The 20,803-nt window shown below is 63.5% G+C and carries 20 protein-coding genes; 5 read left to right on the forward strand and 15 right to left on the reverse strand.

Features of this window, described 5'->3' with window-relative positions; genetic code table 11:
* Positions 1–125: 125 nt before the first annotated feature.
* The gene (locus GGQ88_RS07910; protein ID WP_425490424.1) at positions 126–1,739 is read right to left on the reverse strand and encodes a tetratricopeptide repeat-containing sulfotransferase family protein; all 1,614 of its coding nucleotides are present in this window, start codon (positions 1,737–1,739) and stop codon (positions 126–128) included.
* Between the two features lie 167 nt (positions 1,740–1,906).
* Here GGQ88_RS07910 and GGQ88_RS07915 point away from each other — a divergent pair, with 167 nt between their 5' ends.
* Genes GGQ88_RS07915 through fumC form a run of 3 tightly spaced genes read left to right on the forward strand, consistent with a single transcriptional unit; the run spans position 1,907 to position 3,920 of the window.
* Positions 1,907–2,095 (forward strand): DUF3008 family protein, encoded by a 189-nt coding sequence (locus GGQ88_RS07915; protein WP_183612612.1) that lies wholly within the window; start codon positions 1,907–1,909, stop codon positions 2,093–2,095.
* 6 nt (positions 2,096–2,101) lie between these two features.
* Positions 2,102–2,521, forward strand: a complete 420-nt coding sequence (locus tag GGQ88_RS07920; protein ID WP_183612613.1) for a low affinity iron permease family protein — start codon at positions 2,102–2,104, stop codon at positions 2,519–2,521.
* 22 nt (positions 2,522–2,543) lie between these two features.
* A complete protein-coding gene (gene fumC / locus GGQ88_RS07925; RefSeq protein WP_183612614.1) occupies positions 2,544–3,920 on the forward strand; it encodes a class II fumarate hydratase in 1,377 nt (458 codons plus the stop codon).
* On the opposite strand, the gene ligD is transcribed toward fumC, so the two are convergent.
* The gene (gene ligD, locus GGQ88_RS07930; RefSeq protein ID WP_183612615.1) at positions 3,917–6,436 is read right to left on the reverse strand and encodes a DNA ligase D; all 2,520 of its coding nucleotides are present in this window, start codon (positions 6,434–6,436) and stop codon (positions 3,917–3,919) included. The two genes, fumC and ligD, sit on opposite strands and share 4 nt — an antisense overlap.
* A gap of 3 nt (positions 6,437–6,439) precedes the next feature.
* Positions 6,440–7,327 (reverse strand): non-homologous end joining protein Ku, encoded by an 888-nt coding sequence (ku, locus tag GGQ88_RS07935; protein ID WP_183612616.1) that lies wholly within the window; start codon positions 7,325–7,327, stop codon positions 6,440–6,442.
* A 279-nt stretch (positions 7,328–7,606) separates the two neighbouring features.
* Between ku and GGQ88_RS07940 the strand changes: the two genes are divergently transcribed.
* Positions 7,607–8,017: a hypothetical protein gene (locus GGQ88_RS07940; protein ID WP_183612617.1), complete on the forward strand. Its 411-nt coding sequence runs from the start codon at positions 7,607–7,609 to the stop codon at positions 8,015–8,017.
* A gap of 4 nt (positions 8,018–8,021) precedes the next feature.
* Here the strand turns inward: GGQ88_RS07940 and GGQ88_RS07945 are convergent, their stop codons facing one another.
* The 11 genes from GGQ88_RS07945 to GGQ88_RS07995 all read right to left on the reverse strand — a co-directional run bounded on the left by GGQ88_RS07945 (position 8,022) and on the right by GGQ88_RS07995 (position 17,747).
* On the reverse strand, positions 8,022–9,077 hold the full coding sequence (locus GGQ88_RS07945) for a hypothetical protein (protein ID WP_183612618.1): 1,056 nt from the start codon (positions 9,075–9,077) through the stop codon (positions 8,022–8,024).
* Positions 9,074–11,617: a fimbria/pilus outer membrane usher protein gene (locus GGQ88_RS07950; protein WP_343057124.1), complete on the reverse strand. Its 2,544-nt coding sequence runs from the start codon at positions 11,615–11,617 to the stop codon at positions 9,074–9,076. The genes GGQ88_RS07945 and GGQ88_RS07950 overlap by 4 nt, the downstream gene beginning before the upstream one ends.
* 4 nt (positions 11,618–11,621) lie before the next feature.
* Positions 11,622–12,386 carry a fimbria/pilus periplasmic chaperone gene (locus tag GGQ88_RS07955; RefSeq protein ID WP_343057125.1) on the reverse strand — a complete coding sequence of 255 codons (765 nt, stop codon included), beginning with the start codon at positions 12,384–12,386 and terminating at the stop codon, positions 11,622–11,624.
* Positions 12,387–12,416: 30 nt separating this feature from the next.
* The gene (locus GGQ88_RS07960) at positions 12,417–12,974 is read right to left on the reverse strand and encodes a hypothetical protein (protein ID WP_183612621.1); all 558 of its coding nucleotides are present in this window, start codon (positions 12,972–12,974) and stop codon (positions 12,417–12,419) included.
* On the reverse strand, positions 12,974–13,540 hold the full coding sequence (locus tag GGQ88_RS07965) for a hypothetical protein (RefSeq protein ID WP_183612622.1): 567 nt from the start codon (positions 13,538–13,540) through the stop codon (positions 12,974–12,976). Before GGQ88_RS07965 ends, GGQ88_RS07960 begins: the two co-directional genes overlap by 1 nt.
* Positions 13,541–13,573: 33 nt before the next feature.
* Entirely contained in the window at positions 13,574–14,128 is a 555-nt protein-coding gene (locus GGQ88_RS07970) for a hypothetical protein (protein WP_183612623.1), read from the reverse strand.
* A gap of 6 nt (positions 14,129–14,134) precedes the next feature.
* Entirely contained in the window at positions 14,135–14,725 is a 591-nt protein-coding gene (locus tag GGQ88_RS07975) for a hypothetical protein (protein ID WP_183612624.1), read from the reverse strand.
* Positions 14,726–14,763: 38 nt separating this feature from the next.
* The gene (locus tag GGQ88_RS07980) at positions 14,764–15,291 is read right to left on the reverse strand and encodes a hypothetical protein (protein WP_183612625.1); all 528 of its coding nucleotides are present in this window, start codon (positions 15,289–15,291) and stop codon (positions 14,764–14,766) included.
* Positions 15,292–15,313: 22 nt separating this feature from the next.
* Positions 15,314–15,913: a hypothetical protein gene (locus GGQ88_RS07985; RefSeq protein WP_183612626.1), complete on the reverse strand. Its 600-nt coding sequence runs from the start codon at positions 15,911–15,913 to the stop codon at positions 15,314–15,316.
* Positions 15,914–16,072: 159 nt separating this feature from the next.
* Positions 16,073–16,687 carry a hypothetical protein gene (locus GGQ88_RS07990; RefSeq protein ID WP_183612627.1) on the reverse strand — a complete coding sequence of 205 codons (615 nt, stop codon included), beginning with the start codon at positions 16,685–16,687 and terminating at the stop codon, positions 16,073–16,075.
* A 589-nt stretch (positions 16,688–17,276) separates the two neighbouring features.
* The gene (locus tag GGQ88_RS07995; RefSeq protein ID WP_183612628.1) at positions 17,277–17,747 is read right to left on the reverse strand and encodes an Lrp/AsnC family transcriptional regulator; all 471 of its coding nucleotides are present in this window, start codon (positions 17,745–17,747) and stop codon (positions 17,277–17,279) included.
* Positions 17,748–17,888: 141 nt separating this feature from the next.
* On the opposite strand from GGQ88_RS07995, the gene ald reads away from it, so the two are divergent.
* On the forward strand, positions 17,889–19,004 hold the full coding sequence (gene ald, locus GGQ88_RS08000) for an alanine dehydrogenase (RefSeq protein ID WP_183612629.1): 1,116 nt from the start codon (positions 17,889–17,891) through the stop codon (positions 19,002–19,004).
* Positions 19,005–19,109: 105 nt separating this feature from the next.
* Here ald and GGQ88_RS08005 read toward each other — a convergent pair whose 3' ends face one another.
* Positions 19,110–20,723: a phytoene desaturase family protein gene (locus GGQ88_RS08005; protein WP_183612630.1), complete on the reverse strand. Its 1,614-nt coding sequence runs from the start codon at positions 20,721–20,723 to the stop codon at positions 19,110–19,112.
* Positions 20,724–20,803 lie beyond the last annotated feature (80 nt).

The raw sequence follows: 20,803 nt of genomic DNA on the forward strand, positions 1-20,803 counted from the left end.
TGAGAGAGCGTCCCCCTCGCCAGTGTCGCCATCGCTTCGGCAACGCTGACCGCCTTGCCCGCAGACCTGTGCGGAGAGGATAGGGCGATTGGCGTATGGCGGGACCGGCTCACTTGGGTGCGCGGTCAATCGAGCGGGATGCCCTTCGCGACGAAGAATTCCATGACCTCGTCCAACTGCCGTTCGTAATCGTGCCAGCGCCCAACCGCGCGTGCGTTGATCGGCTGACGGACCTGCTGCGCGCTCGGGGTAGCGACGGCGGCGGCGTTGGCATGGAAATCGAGGCAGGCCGCGTTCCAGCCTAAGCCGCAGTGCGCGAGCATCCGCCGCGTCTGGGTTTCCTGATCGGCCACAAGCTGCTCGTAGTTCACCTCATGCACCCGACCGGGAAAGCGCTGGCGCCAGAAGGCCATCAGGCGCTGGAACATGAGCACGTAGTGGGCCGTGTCCATCAGGTCGTAGGACCAGCGGTAATAGGGCGAGCCGGTGGCGAACAGGTGCTTGAAGTTGCTCCAGACGGTGTCCATCGCGCCGCGTCGGAGGCAGACGATGTTGGCGTTGGGCAGAGCCTGGACGATCCAGCCGATATAGAGAAAATTGAGCGGAAACTTGTCGGTGAAGCGCGCCGACGCAGCGCCGGCGTTCTGGCGGGCACGGGTGAGGTAAAGTTCGCCGAGCGCGTGGGCCGAGCGACCGGCAAGCGCCTCGACCGTGGCCGGATCAAGTACGAGCCGCGAGCGCGTTTGCGACAACTGCTTGACCGCGAGCGGCATGGCCTGAAGCTCGCCTGCCGACGTTACGGCGGGATGCGACGACAGAATGCGATCGACCAGCGTGGTACCGGTGCGCGGCAAACCGACGACGAACAGTGGCGCATCGACGACCGTGCTGTCTGTAAGCAGGGGGAGTTCGCGGCTGAACGCGCGGCGGATGGCGTCAAACACCGCTTCGTCGGCGCTGAAATCGTAGGCGAGCGCGGCGCGGTGGATGGCGTTGCCGCTGGCGAGGTGCGCGAAGCACTGGTCGGCCTCGCCCGCGTTCTCCAGCACGGCGGCGGCGGCGTAGTGCAGGCGCACGCGTTCGACCGGGTCCTGCGTTATGGGGAGAGCGTCTTCGATGCGCTGTGCCTGACCCGCCGTGGTCGAGCGGTGCAATCCGACCAGCCCAAGATGGGCGCGTCCATGGGCGGGTTGCCGGGCGATGATCGCTTCATATTGAGCGGCGGCTTCATCGACGCGCCCGAAGAAGCCCAGAGTGCTGGCGAGGTTGAAGCGGTACTCGATGGCTTCGGGGGATGCACTCACCGCGCGCTCGAACAGCGGCAGCGCTTCGTCGTGCGCGCCGAGCCTGGCGAACACGCAGCCGAGCGTGTCGAGCACCAGCGGCTTGTCGCTGTCCGCTTTGACCCCGCGCCGCGCGGCTGCCATGGCTTCGCCCTCGCGCCGGCCCAGCAGCAGGATGCGGGCGTATTGGGCGAGGTATTCCGCGTTGTCGGGAGAAGCCTCGACGGCGGTTTTGATGTGGCCGAGTGCCTCGCCGATGCGGCCGGATTCGGCGGAGGCGACAGCGGCGACGAAGTTTGCTTCGGCGTCATGCGGATGCTGCGCCAGAAGCTGCGCCGTCGCAGCCAGCACCTGTGCCATGTCCCCTATCGCTAGCAGGTCACGCAACGCAGGTGCGGTTCCCGTCAAGACGACCGGATTGGGTTCAGGACCCGTCCAAGCTGCACGAATATTCACCCTGTCTGTCCGGGTACGATCCCGCACGTTTATCTCTTGCCCGACGCTACCGGGCGCACGGTGTTTCATAGCTACGCCAAATGACGCATGGCGATGGTATGATCGCGGAACGCGGGCGCGCAACAGCCGTTTGTGGTGCAACATCGAACACAAGCAGGAGAGCGACGATGCCAGCAAAATCCGGAGCGCAGCAGAAGGCCGCAGGCGCTGCCCTGTCCGCCAAGCGCGGCGATACGCCCAAGAGCAAGCTGAAAGGTGCGTCGAAATCGATGGAAGAGTCGATGACTGAAAAGCAGCTGGACGAACTGGCGTCGACCAAGCGCAAGGGCAAGCCCGAACACGACAGCAAGTCCTGACCGGCGATGGACCGGTTTTTCACGATCGTTGCCAACAAGGTTTCCGGCTGGGCCGGACGCCCGGCTACGTTCATCGTCGCGCTATCGACCATAATCGTCTGGGGCGTCTGTGGGCCGCTATTCGCGTGGAGTGATACCTGGCAGCTGGTGATCAACACCGGCACGACGATCATCACCTTCCTGATGGTGTTCCTCATCCAGAACAGCCAGAATCGCGATGCTGCCGCGATGCAGGCAAAGCTGGACGAACTGCTGCGCGCAGTAGACAAAGCCCGCGAAGGCTTCGTCGGGATCGAGCATCTGACCGACGATCAGATCTGCACCTTGCGCACTGCGCTCGAGCGCGAGGTCGAGGGACTTGAAGACAAGCAGGCAACGGCTGACGATACTGTCGAGGCGTTGCTGAGGCGACGCGAGGCGCATTGATGATCGGGCGGGAGGCCCCAAGATGTACCGGATTGAAAGCGACAGCCTAGGCGATGTGCACGTTGCAGCGGACGCCTATTGGGGCGCGCAAACGCAGCGCAGCATCGAGAACTTTCCCTTCGGCCCGACTGAGACGATGCCGATCGGCATCGTGCGCGCGATCGCGCTGGTCAAGCGGGCTGCCGCAAGGGTCAATCGTCGGCATGGGCTGGATCGCACGCTGGCGGATGCAATCGAGCAGGCGGCGCAAGAGATCGGCGACGGCAAGCTGGACGACCAGTTCCCGCTGATGATCTGGCAGACCGGCAGCGGCACGCAGTCGAACATGAACGTCAACGAGGTCATCGCTGGTCGCGCGAATGAAATCCTTACGGGCACGCGCGGCGGCAAGGTGCCGGTCCATCCCAACGATGACGTCAACCGGGGGCAATCTTCGAACGACACGTTTCCTACCGCGCTGCACATTGCGGCAGTCGAGGCGTTGAACGGTGATCTAATCCCGGCACTCGGCCGCCTACGGGGCGCCTTGGCAGGAGCCGCGCTGGCTTGGGGCAATGTCGTCAAGATCGGGCGAACGCATCTGCAGGACGCGACGCCGCTCACGCTGGGACAGGAGTTCTCGGGGTACGCCCAGCAATTGAGCGATGCGACCGAACGGTTGCGGCAAGCCAAAGTACACCTGCTGCGGCTGGCGCAGGGCGGAACCGCGGTTGGCACAGGCTTGAACGCGCCGCCGGGGTTCGGCGAGGACATCGCTGCCGAAATTGCCGCGCTGACAGGCCGCGCCTATGTGACCGCGCCGAACAAGTTCGAGGCATTGGCTTCGAACGACGCCCTGGTGCAGTTCTCCGCGACGCTGGCGACGCTGGCGGTGGCGCTGACCAAGATCGCCAACGACGTCCGCCTGCTTGGATCGGGGCCGCGCTCAGGCTTGGGCGAACTGGAATTGCCTGCCAACGAACCGGGCAGCTCGATCATGCCGGGCAAGGTCAATCCGACGCAGGTCGAGATGCTGACGATGGTCGCCGCGCAGGTCATCGGCAATCATCAGGCGGTGACTGTCGGGGGGATGCAGGGTCACTTGGAACTCAACGTGTTCAAGCCGATGATCGGTGCGGCGGTGTTGCGTTCGGTGCATCTGCTGTCGGTCGGTATGGCGAGCTTTGCCACCCGGTGCATAGAGGGGATCGAGCCGAACCGGCGGCGGATCGGTGACCTGGTCGAGCGCTCGCTGATGCTGGTGACTGCGCTAGCGCCGGAGATCGGTTACGACAATGCGGCCAAGATCGCCAAGCATGCGCACGAGCACGACCTTAGCCTGCGCGAGGCGGCGCTGGCGTTGGGGCTGGTGGATGAGGCGACGTTCGACCGCTTGGTGCGGCCGGGGGACATGGTCTAGATCTTCGGCAGGCTTTGCGCCGCAGTGCCCCACCCCGTCAGCAGTCCCGAGTTCTCCCGCTCGAGCAGTTTGTCGATATCGCCGATGCTGAACGGGTGCGCATCTTTGAATTGGGCGAGTTCATCCCAGGTGATCGGGATCGCGACAGGCGCGCCAGCCCTCGCCCGTGCCGAGTATGGCATCACGGCGGTACTGCCACGCTGGTTGCGCAGCCAATCGATAAAGATGCGGCCCTTGCGCTTGGCCTTGCTCATCGTGGCGACGTAACGTTCGGGATCGGACATACCGAGCGCGCGGGCGAAGCGTTCGGCGAAGTCGGCGTGTTCGGCCCAGCTGTGGTCAGGGCGAAGCGGGACCACGACATGAATGCCCTTGCCGCCCGAGAGCATGGCAAAACTGACCAGACCCAAGTCCGAGAGCTTGTCACGAATGTCCTTGGCGGCTCGCTTGGCGTCCTCGAAGTCGAGCCCTTCGTCAGGGTCGAGGTCGATGACCATGCGGTCGGGCTTCTCGACATCTTCGGTGCGCGAACACCAGCCGTGGAATTCGATCGTGCCCATCTGCACGCAGGTGAGAATTCCGGCGGCATCCTTGACGTAGAGGTAATCCTCGGTGTGGCCGTCCTTTTCTCGGATGGGTACTTGGCCGACATGTTCGCCGAACGAACCGCTGTCATGCTTTTGGAAGAAGCACTGCTTGGCCCGACCTTGCGGGCAGCGGACGAGGCTGATCGGGCGATTGGCCGCGAAGGCAAGCATCGCGGGGGCAAGCGCAGCGTAATAATCGGCGAGGTTTCCCTTGGTCTGGCCACTTTCGGGGAAGATCACGCGATCGCGGTTGCTGATAGGCACAAGTTCTGGGGCGGTATCGACCTTGACCGCGCGTTCGGGGACGACGTCGGCAGCCTTCTTGTCCTCACGCAGTCCAACGAAGCTGGCGTGGCGCACGCGGCCCTCGCCAGTGAATTCGGCAAAGGCGATTTCGGCGACGAGTTCGGGTTTGAGCCACGTCGCCCCGCGCGCTTCGACCTTCGGCACTTCGAGCGGACGCTCCGGCGTCTCCAGTTTGGCGAATTTGGCGGCGAGTTCGTCGAGCAGGGCTTCGTTGAAGCCGGTGCCGACCTTGCCCTTGTAGACCATGTCCTTGCCCTCGCGCTGTGCGAGCAGAAGCGAGGCGAACGGGCGGCGGCGTGCGCTGGACTTGGAGTAGCCCACGATTACGAATTCCTGGCGCAGGATGCATTTGACCTTGAGCCAGTTCTGCGTGCGCTTGCCCGAATATGTAGCGTCGGCACGTTTGCAGATGATCCCTTCCTGTCCGGCACCGCACAGCGCAGCCAGCAGCTTCTCCCCGCCGCCAATGACGTGATCGGCCGCGTGGATCGGCGCCTGCGCTGCCGACAACAGCGCGGCGAGGCGCTGCTTGCGTTCAATGTTGGTAAGCGGCGTGAGGTCTTCGCCTTCCAGTTCGAGCAGATCGAAGGCATGGAAGGACAGCGCATCCCCTTCCCCTTGCTCGCCATGGCCACGCTTGAGCACAGACTGGAGGCGCGAGAAATCGGGGTTGCCATCGGCGTCCATCGCGACGATCTCGCCATCGATCAGGCAGGACGGCAGGTCGAGCGCAGCGAAGTGGCGCACGAGCGGCGCGAACTTCTCACTCCAGTCGAGCCCGCTGCGGGTGTGGATGCGCACGTTCTGGCCTTTGACGGCGACTAGCGCGCGATAGCCGTCGAACTTGATCTCGTGCATCCACTGATTGCCGGTCGGAACTTCATCGACCAGCGTCGCGAGCTGCACCGGTTGAAATTTGGGTAGCGGCGCATCCTTGGGCTTTTTTGCGCGCGCCCTGCCCTTGGTCGCGTTGTGCTTGGCCGCTGCCTTCATCTCGGCAGTAAAGGCATCGCCCTTCTTGCCTTTAAGCGAATGCGCGCTCTGCTTGTCCGCAGCAATTTCGGCCATCGTGCGCCCCGTCAGGACGCTGGTCAGAGCGCGGTCGACCAGCCCGAGGCCGGGGCCGGAATAGGCGTCCTCGATCTTGCGCAGCAGCCAGTTGTCGCGCTTTTCGTTGCTGCGGCGCTTCAACTTGATGAGCAGCCATTCGCCCTTCATCCGCTCGCCATCGAGGCAGAAGTGGAGGTGGCCTTTTTCGAGGTCTTTAGCGCTCTTGCCTGCGATGGGCGTCCACGTGCCGCGATCCCACAGCATGACTGTGCCGCCACCATATTCGCCTTCGGGAATGGTGCCCTCGAATTCGGCGTAGTCCATCGGATGGTCTTCTGTCTGGACCGAAAGGCGCTTGTCGGCGGGGTCGAGGCTGGGGCCGCGCGTGACCGCCCAGCTTTTGAGCACGCCGTCGACCTCGATGCGAAAATCCCAGTGCAGCCGCGTAGCGTCATGCTTCTGGACGATGAACAGGTTACCGTCCTTGCTCGACTTGCGGCGGCCGGCAGGCTCGGCCGTGCGCTTGAAATCGCGCTTGGCGTTGTAGCTCGAGAGAGGATCGGTCTTGACCATCGCTCAGGCTCGTTTGCGCGCTGGAGCGCGGCGTTTGGGCGCGGGCTTGTCTTCGTCATCGTCCTTGGCTGAAGCTTTGGCTTTCGACTTGGGCTTTGCGCTGTCGCTCCCCAACGATTTCTTGAGCGCCGCCATCAGATCGATCACGTTGCCGCCCTGCGGTGCGGCATCGGCATCGGGGTCCTCGACGATCTTCTTGCCCTTGGCCTTGACCTTCTTCTCGATCAGCGCGTGCAGCGCGTCGACATAGCGGTCGTGGAACTTGTCGGGCACGAACTTGGCGGTCTTCTTTTCGATCAGGCTTGCGGCAAGATCCAGCAGTTCGGGATCGGCATCGCGCGCCGGTATCTCGCTGAACCATTTCTGCGCGCGCTGGACCTCATCGGCATAACGCAGGACTTCCATGATCAGCCCGCGACCGCAGGGCTTGAGCGAGACGAGCTGTTCGCGTCCGCGCACCGAGAGCTGGCCAATGCCGACCGTGCGAGTCTGGCGCAGCGCCTGGCGCAGCACGATGTAGGCGTCTTCGGCAAGATCGTCGGCGGGCACGACGAAGTACGGCTTTTCGTAATAGAGCACGTCGATCTCGTCCGCGCCGACGAACTGGACGAGTTCGAGCGTCTTGCGGCTCTCGATCTTGACGGACTCTATTTCCTCGTCTTCGAGCAGGACATAGTTGCCCTTCGAAATCTCGTAGCCCTTGATGATGTCTTCGCGGTCCACCGGCCCCACACCGGGCGCGGTCTTCTCATAGCGGATGCGCTTGCCGGTCGGCTCATGGATCTGATGGAAGGCAATGGCGGCACCGCTGCGGGTGGCGGGATAGACTTCAACGGGGATCGAAACGAGAGCCAGACGAAGCTGTCCCTGCCAGAATGCGCGCGCGGCCATTTGCGATGATCCTTGTGATGCGCAGCCATGTGTGCCGCCGCGACCTCTATGCGCGAGTTCGCATCATGGTTCCCGGCAAGGCCGTTCATGCGCGCATCCCGTCATCCGGGCGGCAGTTGCCTAGCGGGGCATCCGTGTTCATACTTAGCACCATTATGGCTTAAAAACCGCAGAATTCCGCGAGTCCTACCCCGATCGTCTTGTTTGTTAACCAGTTGGCGCAACCCCGCGTTGGTGAAAGCTGATGCAAGGTACGAACATCTTATCGGAGTTCGTAACATGAAGATCACGAAGGCAATCGTTCTCGGCGGCGTCGCTGGGCTTGCTGCAACTGCAGGCACCGTGTCCGCATCTGAAGCGGTCACTACAATCGGAATTCGCGGGACGGTCCCGGTGGTCTGCCGAGTCAATCTCGAGAACGGCGCGAACGCAACGCTTGGGGCCAGCCAGGTTCAGGGCACGTTGCGTGAGTTCTGCAACAGTGGCGCGGGCTATCGCGTTGTCGCGAAGTATTCGCCGCAGTTGGCATCGGGCCGACTGATCATCGACGGCCGGGTGCTCAACCTCGATCGTTCGGGCGAAGTCGTGATCAGCGAAAGTGCCCATGCCGGCATCGTCGCGCGCTCGATCACGATCGACAGCAATGGTCGCAACGGCGGTTCGATCCGCTTCCAGATCGAACCGCGTTAATCGCCTAGAGCGTGATCGAGCCACAGTCGGTGGGCGCGTTGAATCCGGCCACTTGCGGCGTGATCGTCACGACGAGAAATTCCGAGTAGTTGGGGGAGATCGTCTTGTTCGATCCCCCGTCGATCAGCGTCCCCTGCAAGGGTAACCGGTCTTCGACCGCGTCGCCTACGCCTGCGCGCGCGCAAGTCTGGGTGATCGGCGACGTTGACGATGGCGAGCGCGTCTGCCCGAGGAACTTGAGCGAGTAGCCGATCCGCTGGAGTGTGTCGTTGGTCGCCGTCGCATTCGGCGTGAGCGTGTAGGGATTCGTGTCCGTACCCTCAACAGCGAGCGATACCGTATACGGGCCGGAGCTTTGCACGCGCACATAGTTGGAGGCTGAAGTCTTCACAGTGGAGGCTTGCGCGGCGGTGACTTGTGCCAGTTCACCGAAATCGAGTGCGGTGCCCACAAAGCTGGCCCGAAGCGCACTCAACACGTTGATGTTGATCGAAATACCTGATGGGCGATCGACGGGCGTAAGCACGTCGGAAAGCCCGCCGGTTCCCTTGCAAACATAGCGGATGCCGAAATCAATCGTCCCGCCTGCCGACAGGTTGACGTTCGCAGGCACTGAGACGCGAATATTGATGGTCAGCGAATCCGGCTGGCTGGCTCCGCCGAACTGGACGCTGATCTGGCCTTGCGCGATGTTGCTGATCGTGGGCAACTGCGCCGGCAGTGCGTTGCTGTCATAGAGGACGTTTGAAAAAGTGCTGCCGTTGGGTACGGTCGCCTGCACGGTGTAGGCAGGGCTTCCCGCAGGTTTTGTCAGGATGAAGTATGCTTCCTGCGTTTTCTTGCCGCCGGTGCCATTGACCCGCGTCAGCGTCAGCGGAATATCGAGAGACTGCAGGCCCGATGGAGAGAACGGGTCATAGGTGACTGATGATCCTGCCAGTGCTGTGCCGTTGATGCCGCACGATTGCGCGAACACCGGAGACGCTGCGCATAGAGACACGATGGCGCCCGCAAGGATCGTGAGGACCTTTGCGGCCTTGGCGATTGACTGCACCATCATTTGCTTTCTTCCGCCTTGATGTCGCCCAGTTGCACGATGCCCTTGGCATCGGCCGGGATGTTCAGGATAAAGGTCGAGCGGGCTGCATCGAGCATCTCGATCTTCCATTTGCCCGCTGCCAGCCCGGTCGCGCCGAACCGGCCGGCACGGTTAGTGAAGACCGTTTGCGCGGGACGTTCGGGATGGGCGAGCTCGGTGGCCGTGCCACTGACCAGCGAGACAGGCTCACCATCGATGTTGCGCATCACGCCCAGCGCGGTGATGTTGTAATCGGACCCGACAGTAATCAGGTAACCGCTGCGGTAGCTTGGGAAGACGCGGAACGAGCCCTGACCGATGTCAGTTCCGGGCACCGCATCGCGGACGTCGAGCGGGACCGTGCGTTCTGAATAGGACGGCAGGCTGGGCATCGTCGCGGCGCGCAACGCGCCGGTGTTGGCCGCATTGCCGAAGGTCGAGGCGTCGACGATGACGTCGGCCTTGCCAAGGCTTTTGTGCGGTTTGACGATGGCGAAGCTGTCATAGATCGGACGGCCAACCGAGAGCGCGCCACCGGCCAGCGCCAGCGAAGTGCCGAGGCGGAAGGTGCTGCGCTGGTTCTGGCTGTCGCCGAAGCCGCGGGTGTAGGTGCCGAAGTGGCTGAACCCGAGCTCACCGCGATTGGCGACATAGTTGCCATTGACGCTGATGCCCGCGCCGTTGTCCGAACGTTCGACATCGGCGGTGACGTTGTAGCTGCCGATGCCGCTGCCGTTGAGCGTCTGGTACGAGGCGCGATAACGGTTGTCGCGCGTGTCAAACTCGGAGCGGACCGAGGAATAGCGGCCGAGGCGGACGACGAGCGACATGAACGCGCTGACATCCTTGCCCAGCGAATCCTGCTGGTAGCGTGTTTCGGCGTTGAGCGTGGCGCGATCGGACAACCGCCAACCCGCGCTGAGCCGGTAGCTGTGCACATCGGGTCGCCCGGCGCGCCCCTTGGAGAAGCGCGCATCGACGCCGCCATAAAGGCTGGTCGTGAACGAGTGGGTGTAACCGCCGCCCAATTCGTAGCGGTATGGATTGTCGGGCAGGAAGAAGTTGACGGGGGCGAAGCGGCGGCTGCGGCGTTCGACGAACAGGTTGAACGTGTCGCCCAACCCGCTCGGCCGCTGGATCAAGCGCTGGAAGGTCGCATTGAACGCGTGACCCGTGCCAATCCCATCGACCTTGCTGAACGAAACATTGGTCCCGAGCGTTCCGAATGGGGTGCCGAGCACCGCCTCGATCCCTGCCATGCGGCTACGCGCATCCGCCTGCACGTTTGCGCCGAGCGTCAGCGCGTCGGTCAAGCCGCGCCGGAAATAGCCCGATGCGATCCAGTCGTTCGAATAGCGCGGCCCGCTCAGCCCCAGAGGCGCCTTGACGCCGGCGTAGACGCCGAACTCGCTGAGGCCCTTGGCGAGTTGGGTCTGGTCGACAAAGATGTTGAAGCGCACGACTTCGGACCTGCCGGTATCGTCGAGGATGTTAAGGCGGATGTCGTTCGCACCCTGGGTGAACGGGAAATCGCGCAGGTTGTAGTTGCCCGGGGTCAGCTGCAAGCGGCGTACCTGCTGGCCGTTGACGATGACTTCGACCGTCGATGCGCGATCGAGGCGGAAGGCGCGGTCGCCGCGCGGACGCACGATCTGCTGCGGATTGAGCACGCTGTACGAGCGGAACAACGAAATGCCCGCGATGTCGGGCGCCGACTGGAAGCCGCGCGACTGCGTTTCCAGATCGCCCGCGGAAAAGCGCACGAGGTGCTTCGTGTCGTCGAACACCAAGCGGCTGCCCAAGCGCTGGAAATCTGCGCCGAAGCCGCCCGGCTGCCAGATCGCGTCGCTTTCGGCGACGATCGGGCCGAGCCGCACCGCACCATCGAGCAGCATGTTGGGCGACTGGAAGCCGGTATCCACGCCATCCTCGATCAGGTCGAGCGAGCTGCGCATATTGATGTAGGCGCTGAAATCGGCAGGCTGTGCGATTTCGCCCAGCCGCGTGCGGTCGAGCGCCGAAACCGAGACGCTGCGTGACGCGCGGCGCTCGGTCGGGATCTGGAACTGCAATTCAAGCGTGCGTGGATCGTAGGCGACCTGAATGCCCAGCGGGGCGAAATCCTCAGGCCCGACCTGGGTCTTGCCGGCAAAGCTTGCGCGCAGGTTCTCGACGATATCGGGAGCGAGTGTGTTCGCCAATACCTGGACCGCGCGCATCGCCGGGAACGTGAGCCGGTCGTCTGCTTCGATCTGCAACGGAATGTCGCCAAGGTAGTTGCTTCCGTCCTTGGCCGGAACGGTCAACACAACGGTACGGCCGGTCGGGTTGAGCTTTTGCGCGCGAAATGCAGGCGCGGGCAACTGGCCGCCACCCTGCGCCGCGCCGGACTTCGAAGCAGATGCCTCGCTGTCGAGGTTACCCCCGTCTAGTTCGGTCGCTTCGGCCCACGCCACCGGCACGCGGCCGAGTATGAACACGCTTGCGCCGAGCGCCCAAGCCCGTCTGGTCCACCCCCTCACCGGTTCAACCTTCCGGGCTGATGGTCGCTTCGACCTTGCCATCGGCGAGCGGCAGTTCAACCGGCACGGTGATCTTGCGCGTCTGATTGCCCCCGATCAGGCCGAAGCCCATGGTTTGCTGGATTTCCGGGCCCGACAGCGTGCGGCGGAATTGCTCCTTGCCGCCCGCATCGCGTTCGACGATGCGCAGCTTGTTGGCGCTGAGGTAGCCGTGGACCGGCGAGCCGTTGCCGACAGTGACGATCGCGACGGGCTTGCCGTCGGCGTTCTTGCCCACTTCTGCCGAACGCACTTCGAGCATGGGCTTCGCGCCGGCTGGCGACACGCTGGCGAGGACCTGGAAGTTGTAGAGGATCTGGATCGCCGATTGGCCTTCGGGCAGCTTTACCGGAAGCTGTGCGACGGTGATGTAGTAGTGCTTGCTGCCCGCCAACGCGGGGTCACCGACGTATTGCACGCGGAACGACTGGGTCTGGCCCGGCTCGATCAGCGCTTGCGGCGGGAACACCAGCAGATCGCCCGGATCCTTGCCGGTCGGCGAAACGCCGGTTTCGGTCAACGCGAGTTCCTGCACGGTAAGTTCGACCGGCAGCGGATTAGCGAACGTGTTTTCGACCGTGACGACCTGCGACATGTCGCGGCCCGAGGTCTTGAGATCGATCACGACGGGCTGGACCGTCATCGCCCAAGTAGATGTTGCCGGTGCCGCGATGATCGTCGAAGCAGCGACGGCCAGCTTGAAAAGCGACCGGTTTACGAAGGACTTCACGGGCAGGCTCCTGATGCGCACGGTCATGGATCAGTCCGCAGGCTGTAGTTGAATGACGATCGAATCTTCGTACTGGCCTGCGACCAACGGGGTGCCGCCCGCAGCTGTGGCGATGCGCAAGGCCAATTCACCCGTCGCGCTGTTGGGCACGACTATCGCGAGCGGCCCCTGGTTGCTTGCCTGGGCCAGTTGATTGCCCGCCCATCCGACCTGGATCGAGTAGGGCAGGAATTCCGAAAAGCCGGTGCCTTGCGCGCCGGTTGCGCCGAGCCGCTGCAAGCCGCCCTGCCCCGAGCGCGCACTGACGCGGTGCGAGGCATTGCAGGTGGCAGGAATGGTGATGTCGATCGATGTCGCGCGGGGCTCGGCCGTGTCTGCATCGACCAACCGCGTGATCGTGACCTGACCGCCGGTCGCACCCGACGACTGGAACGAGGCGTTGGATGCGCCCGTAGCGCGCACCGCACGAACAACGCAGTTGGCCGGCGCGGTCGCGCTCAATTCCAACGCCTGCGCCGACCGGGCAATGTCCTGCGCGGATGCGGTCTGCGGCAGGAGCGCGACAGCTAAGAAAACGGCTTTTCGCATCAACGCGGCTCCAGGAAAATGCGCAGCGTATCGCCGTAGACACCAGCGAGAACGGGCGTGTTGCTGCCGTTGTTCGAAGCCCCAGACGCAATCGCCAAACGCAGCGTAAGGGTGCCCGAAGCGGGTTGATCGAGCGTGATGCGCTGATCGCGCGTACCACGCACCAGCGCATCGGTGCGCAGTGTTCCCGTGCGATCACTCCACGTCACGCTGGCATCGTAAGGCAGCGCCGAAGCGAAGCCGGGCGCTGCGGTGACGAGCCGTCCATCGGTTGGCCAGAGACCATTGTTCTGCGATTCTATACGTATTTGATGCGGATAGTTACACACCGCGCTGAAGCTCAACGTGGCGCTTGCTGGACGGGCGGCCAGCGTCTGCTGATCGAGCAGTTGCGTGATCTGCAGGGTATCGCCGCTAAGCCCGTTAAAATTGACGAGCTGCCCCGCCTGCAGATCACCCTCGGCGATAGCGCAGATTTGCGGCGCCGAGCCCGTGACCGGCATCGCGCGGCTGGCCGTGGCCGACTGCGCGAAGGCCGGCTGCCCCGTCAGGACAAGCGGCGCCATAACCAACGCTAGCGGGGCGAACCTGGCCATCGCTCAGTTATCAGGCGTCAGGGTGACGGTGACCGTACCCAGGTAGGACGTGTCTGCCACCATCCGCAGAGCCGAGCCGCCCGTCGTAGCAAAGCCTGCGATCCCGACGCTGATCGGGCCGCTGAATGGCGTTTCGCGCGTTTGCGATGCAGCGGCATTGCTTGCGCTTGCGGTTGCGAAGACCGCAGGGCTGGCCGTCCAGCCATTTGCCGAGGCGACGTAGTCGATGCTGCGCGAGAACCCTGCTGGAGCGGTGCCGGTGAAGCCTTGGGCAAGGATTGGCGTTGCCACGACCGCAATCGTGCTGCGTGACGAGCAGAAGCTGCCCTGGATCAGTTGTGCCGGAGCAGACAGATCGGTGCGCAGGAAACCGGTCGCGGTATCGACCAGCACGCCGAGATCGAAGATCCCGCCTGCCGGAGTGACCGCACCGCCGACGCAGAGCGCCGGCACGTTGCCGATGACCGAGAAATCCTGGCTGTCCGATGCGGACTGCGCCTGTGCGGGCTGTGCCAACACTGCCGCGAGAGCAGTGCCAGCGAAAATGAGTGCTTTCATTTCAGATCACTCCGCGATCGGAACCGGGCCAAGCGTGACAGTCACGAGGCCGGTGTAAGCACCAGCAACAAGCAGTGCGTTGCCCGGGACGGTGTAATTCGCGAGTTGCACATCGATATCGGCCTGCTTGGGATCGGGCTGCGTCCCGCCTGCGCCGCTCTGTTCAGGGTTCGCTCCGTCGGCGCTGGCATCGCTGGTGGCAGTGGCGTCCTGCGTGGCCCAGCCCGAGGCGGTCGCGGTGTAGTTTACCGCCTTGGCAAAACCGGCAGGCGGCGTACCACCGCTGTTGCCAACGAGGGCACTTGCAGAGACCGAGACCACCGAGCCGGCGAAATTGCAGAAGCTGGCGGGTAAGCTGACGGTCTGAGCCGATAGGGCAGCGATCCTGCCGACGTTGGTGCCCGAAGTCTGGGCCATCTGGCCCAGATCGACGACCGCTTGCGAAGGCTCGCCCAGGATGCACAGGCGGGCGACCGAACCGGTCACGGCAACCTGCGCGCTGTCACTATCCGAAGCGGCATCCTGTGCCTGCGCGGAGGCAGCGCAGACGATCAGCGGCAAGACAGCAACCGACCCAAGATATTTGCGAAAATTCATCGAATTTCTCCGGAAAGAGACAGCGCGCGAGCGGCTGATCAGAAGTTGGGAGCGAGCGTGACGAGCACCTGACCGCTGTAATCACCTGCAACGAGCAGCTTGCCCGCAGCATCAGCGCTCGCCAGCGTAACCACGACGTCGCCCGAGAACATGCCGACGTCTTCTTCGGCGCCGACGGCTGCATCGGTGGTCGTATCGGTAGCGGTCACCGAATTGGCTTCGGCCGAAGCGGTGAAGTCGATGCGGTTGGTGAACGCAGCACTGCTGGCGGCAGCCGAGTTCGTGAGCGCCAGAGCTTCGACCTTCATCGTTGCGGCGGCATTGTTGCACCAGCCGCTCAGCGTAGCCGACTGCGCATCGACCTTGGCCGTATCGAGACGGCCAGCGGTGCCATCGACGCCGCCGAGGGCGAGTTCACCCAGAGTGATCGTCTCGGATGGGACGGTGAACAGGCAGCGCCCCTCGACCGAACCGCTGACATCGACGGTTCCGGTCGACGACTGCGCAAAAGCAGGAGCCGAGATCGCGGCAAGCGAGACTGCGGCGGCCATGGTAAGTTTGAACATGATGATTACTCCAGGTTTGGGATCAGGCCGAAGGCGCGACGTTGACAGTGATGGTGGAGGTGTAGTCGCCCGCAACGAGCAGGCCGGACGCGCCGCCCTTGGTGGCGAAGCCGTAAGCCTTGACAGTGACGTTGTTGCCGCTGGCGGCCAGGCGACCGACCGTCTTCGTGGCCGTTGCCGCTGTCGCGGTATCAAAGGTCACCTTGTTGTCGCTGCTGCCCGATGCCAGCGCGACCTGCATTTCTGCGGTATAGTTGATTTCGTTGGCATAGCCGGAAGCAGGCGCGGTGCCGCGCGTACCGTTGGCAAGGGTTTCGGCGGTTACGTCGATGTTCACCGAGGCCGAAGTGCAGACAACGCGGGTTTCGACCGGCGTGCCGCCCGAGGCACCAGCCGTCGTGCCTTCAAGCGAAGACTTGAGGGTGCCGTCGTCTTCATCGAGCTGGCCGAGGCCGATCGTGCCGGAGAACGTCTGGACGGCCGATCCGCCCGGCGCGACGACCGAGCAACGGCCCGCTACGCTGCCGGTGACATTGACCGTGCCGGTCACGCTCTGCGCGGCAGCCGGATTGGCGGCTGCGGCGATGGCGACACCCGCCGAGAGCAGGAGAAACTTCTTCATTGCCTTGATACCTTTCAGTGTTGTGCCGACAACCCGGCTGTCATGTGTTCGCCGGATGCCCGGCACTTCTGCATTTGCCGGCTACCCGGCTCTTCTTGTTCGCCAGGCGACTGGCGGGTATTGCGGCACCGGTCAGGCCGGAGGCCGTAGACGAAACCGCTAGATTGCGGCCGAAACAGTCACTGTAAGCGTGTCGGCGTAAGCGCCCTGGACCAGGATTCCCGGGCCCGAGTAGGCGGCGGCGCTGACTTCGAGATAAGAACCGGTGAGGTTCTTCGAGCTTGGCGCGATGCGCAGGCCCTGGGTCTGGGTTGCCGGACCGATAAAGGCGCAAGGACTACTGGCACCAGTGGCCAGAGTGGCGACATCGCACTGCGCCGACGCCGTCGCGCTTGCATCGCCTGCCAAATTCAGACGGACCTGATAGGGGGCCAGCCCGAGGTAGCCGACGTCGGTCGGCTGCGTCGATGTGCGCAAACCTCCGTTTGCCGATGTTACGGCGACACGTGCGGCACCGTTGCAATCGAGCACGAACGGAAACTGGTTGGCCCACCCGAGCCTGTCGATCTGACCCGCGTCGAAGCTGCCCCCAGGTGCACCGTTCAGCGCGAACGTGCAGCGCCCGCCAACCGATGCCGTGACTGGAATGGTCAACACGCGACTGCCGCCGACATAAGCCGTGGGACCGGCAACGGTGGATTGCGCAAAGGCTGCGGCGGGCAAAAGCGATGCCGCGCCCAGCGTCAACAATGCGATCATTCGTGACAACGGCATGCGATACCCCCGCGACCTGATTGGTCGATGGGACGCGTTGCAAACTTCCGATGCCAAAGTGCCCATCAGGACACGGTAAGATCGGCAACCCAAAATCGGTTCTTCGTGCATGTGAAGTCGAACGGGTTAAGATCGGGCTGGCAAACGTTATCAAACAACTGCGTCAATTGGTTAACTTGTTGAAAATCTTTTAAGCCAAATGACACGTTCCGGTGAATCCGAATACGTTGGATTCGGAGCGAAGTAGCCACTGATGCATCGATAATGGAGGGTTTATGTTTGTGGTTAATGCAGTTTCGAAGGCCGATCGGGCGACCGAGTAGACGGTCCGGGTTAACCACTGTGACGCGCGCATTACCTCGCATTTATGCAAGACGTGACGCACTCTGTCGCACCCTCATCGCGCAGCGCGAACGGCCGACTATGCTGAAATATTGCGAATATTGGTTAACGCTCGGGACTACGATTTACGCCGCCAATCTTAAAAATTGGCACTGCCCTGTGGCCTGAGCGCTTCGAGTCGCACCACCGATTCGCTATCCGCAAAATCCCTCTCGCCAGGTGCACACTCGCTCCGTTCTGGAGGACTTCAGCCGAGCGAAGAGCGGCGGACCGGGTATCCCGTCATCCGCTTGATGCGGCGCAGTGAGAAGCTTGATCGCATCGAAGAGACTCCGGGAAGCCGCGCCAGGCAATCGCGGTGGATGCGATCGTATTGTTCAAGGTCGCGCGCCGCCACGCGCAGCAGATAATCGGCTGTGCCCGACATAAGGTGGCATTCTAGAATGTCGTCGAAGTCGGACACCGCCTGCTCGAACTTGTCCATCGCTTCGCGGCTCTGGCTGATCAGCGTGATTTCGACGAACACCTCGATGGTCAGGCCGAGTTTGCGCGGATCGAGACGAGCGCCGTACCCCGCAATGACGTGCGCCTGTTCGAGCGCCTTGATCCGGCGATGGCAGGCTGATGGGGACAGCGCGATCTTCTCCGCAAGCTCGGCCACGGAAAGACTGGAATCGGCCTGAACGGCTTCAAGCAGAGCGAGATCGGCGCGATCCATGCAAGATTTTCCCATTTTTTTGGATGCATTCGTGAAATATCACCATTCGGTACCGCCGGATAGGTAGAAAAAGGCAAGAACTACCGGACTGTCCGGGATATCCTCGGGTTCATAACCAAAGCCAGCTTCAGGAGTCCTGTCATGCGCATCGGAACCGTCCGCGAGATCAAGAACCATGAGTACCGCGTCGGCCTGACGCCCGAGAGCGCGCGGGAGTTGGTTGCGCATGGCCATGAGGTCTGGGTCGAGACAGGCGCTGGCAACGGCATCGGCGCGAGCGATGCGGACTACGAAGCGGCAGGCGCGACGATCAAGGCCGACGCGCCGACGCTGTTTGCGGAATGCGAGATGATCGTGAAGGTGAAGGAGCCGCAGGCGGGCGAGCGCGCCATGCTGCGCCGTGGCCAGATCCTCTACACCTACCTTCACCTCGCGCCGGATGCCGAGCAGACCGCCGACCTCGTCAAGTCGGGCGTCACCGCGATCGCCTATGAGACCGTAACGGGCGCGGGCAATGCCCTCCCCTTGCTCAAGCCGATGAGCCAGGTTGCTGGCCGCATGGCAATCCAGGCTGGCGCAACCGCGCTCGAGAAGGCCAACGGCGGGCGCGGCGTGCTGCTGGGCGGCGTTCCGGGCGTACTTCCCGGCAAGGTCGTCGTGATCGGCGGCGGCGTAGTCGGCGTCAACGCAGCGCAGATGGCAGTGGGCCTCGGCGCCGACGTGACCATTCTCGACCGCGATCCCGATGTGCTCGAGCGGCTGGACAATCACTTCGAAGGTCGCGCCCGCACGCTGTATTCGGGCAAGGCCGCGCTTGCCGCGCTGGTCGCCGAGGCCGATCTGGTGATCGGTGCCGTATTGATCCCGGGTGCCGCCGCGCCGAAGCTCGTGACGCGTGACATGCTGTCGACGATGAAGCCCGGCGCGGTGCTGGTCGATGTCGCGATCGACCAGGGCGGTTGCTTCGAAACCAGCCACGCGACGACCCACGCCGAGCCTACCTATGTCGTCGATGGCGTGGTGCATTACTGCGTGGCGAACATGCCCGGCGCAGTCGCCCGGACCAGCACGTATGCGCTCAACAACGTGACCCTGCCGCATGCGCTACGCATCGCCAACATGGGCTGGAAGCAGGCGCTTCTGGCAGACCAGCATCTCGCGGCAGGCCTCAACGTGCACGACGGCAAGGTAACGTACGAAGCCGTGGCCCGCGAACTGGGATACGATTACGTGCCCGTGGCGGATGTTTTGGGCTAATAGATTTACGAAGTGGCGTCCCCGCGCAGGCGGGGACCTCAAGCCTTTGCGCGCTACTCCCGAGGCCCCCGCCTATGCGGGGGAGCAGTACCCTTGGCGGTTGTGTCACGCGCGATGCAACAACTTCCAGATCACCGACCGGTCGCGCAGAATCTCGGTTGCGGCGTTGCGACCCGGCGCGCCGGTCACGCCGCCGCCGGGGTGCGTGCCCGATCCGCACATGTAGAGGCCCTTGATCGGCGAGCGGTAATCGCCGTGGCCTAGCACGGGACGGGCGGCCCAAATCTGGTCGAGGCCCATCGTGCCATGGAAGATGTCGCCGCCGATCAGGCCGAACTTGCGTTCGAGATCGAGCGGGGAGTGGATCTGGCGGGCGATGACGCTGGCCTTGAAATTGGGCGCGTGGGCCGTGACTGTGTCGATGATCAGGTCGGCCACTTCTTCGCGGCAATCATCCCATGATCGGCCGTCGGGAAGCTCCGGCGCGAACTGCTGGCAGAACAGGCTGGCGACATGGCAACCAGGCGGCGCAAGGCTATCGTCGACGGTCGAGGGGATCGTGATCTCGACGATGGGCTGCTTGGACCAGCCAAATTGCTGCGCGTCGATGAACGCCTTATCCATATAATCCATCCCCGGCGCGATGATGATCCCGGCGGTGTGATGTTCGGCCTGGGTCTTTCCCGGCAGGACGGTGAAATCGGGCAATTCGGACAGCGCAACGTTCATGCGGAAAGTGCCCGAGCCGGTCTTGTAGCCCTTGATCCGGCGGTTGAAATCCTCGTCCAGATCGCTTGAATCGATCAACTGGCGGTAGAGCAGCGCGGGGCCGACGTTCGCGGCGATAATCGGGGCGTAGAGTTCCTCGCCGCCTTCAAGCTTCACGCCCGCCGCCTTGCCGTTATTGACGAGGACGCGCGCGACCGGCGCTTCGAGGCTGATTTCGACGCCGACCTTTTCGCACGCACGCGCCATCGCCTGGGTGATCGCGCCCATGCCGCCGATGGCGTGACCCCACGCACCGGGCTTGCCATTGACCTCGCCGAAGACGTGGTGAAGCAGAACGTAGGCGCTGCCCGGGGTCGAGACGCCCGCGTAGTTTCCGACGACCGCATCGAACGCGAAGGCCGATTTAACGCGGTCGTTCTCGAACCAGACGTCGAGAAAATCGCGCGCGGACTTGGTGAACACGGCGAGCAGGTCACGCTGCGTGGTGGTATCGAGGTTGGCGAGCGGCCAGCCCTGCTGCGCAGCGGCGAGCAGCGACCTCATGCCGCCACCGACATTGGGCGGGCACTTGAGCGCGATATCGCGCAGGACTTGCGCGATGCGGCCGAGCGCCGCGTCGTAATCCGGATAGGCCAGCGCGTCCGCGTTTGAGAACCGCGCGAACTCGGCCTGGGTCCGGCCGGGTCCGCCTCCGAGTTTCAGATAGTCGTCCTCGAACGGGAAGAAGTTGCTGATCTGGCGTTCGATCACGCGATAGCCGTGATCGTGAAGCGCCATCTCGGCGATGACCTTGGGCTGGAGCAGGCTGACCGTGTAGCTGGCGGTGGAATTGCGAAAACCGGGGTGGAATTCCTCGGTAACCGCCGCACCTCCGATGACGTGGCGGCGTTCGAGCACGCGGACCTTCATCCCGGCGCGAGCGAGGTAGAAGGCGCACACAAGCCCGTTGTGCCCGCCGCCGATGATCAGTGCGTCATAGCGGTTGGGCAATGTGCGGGCGCTCCTTGTCGGAACGGGAACATGCCCTCCCCCAACCCCTCCCGCAAGCGGGAGGGGCGTTTTTGTTGCGC

This window comes from Novosphingobium hassiacum (genome assembly GCF_014196055.1).
GTDB lineage: Bacteria > Pseudomonadota > Alphaproteobacteria > Sphingomonadales > Sphingomonadaceae > Novosphingobium > Novosphingobium hassiacum.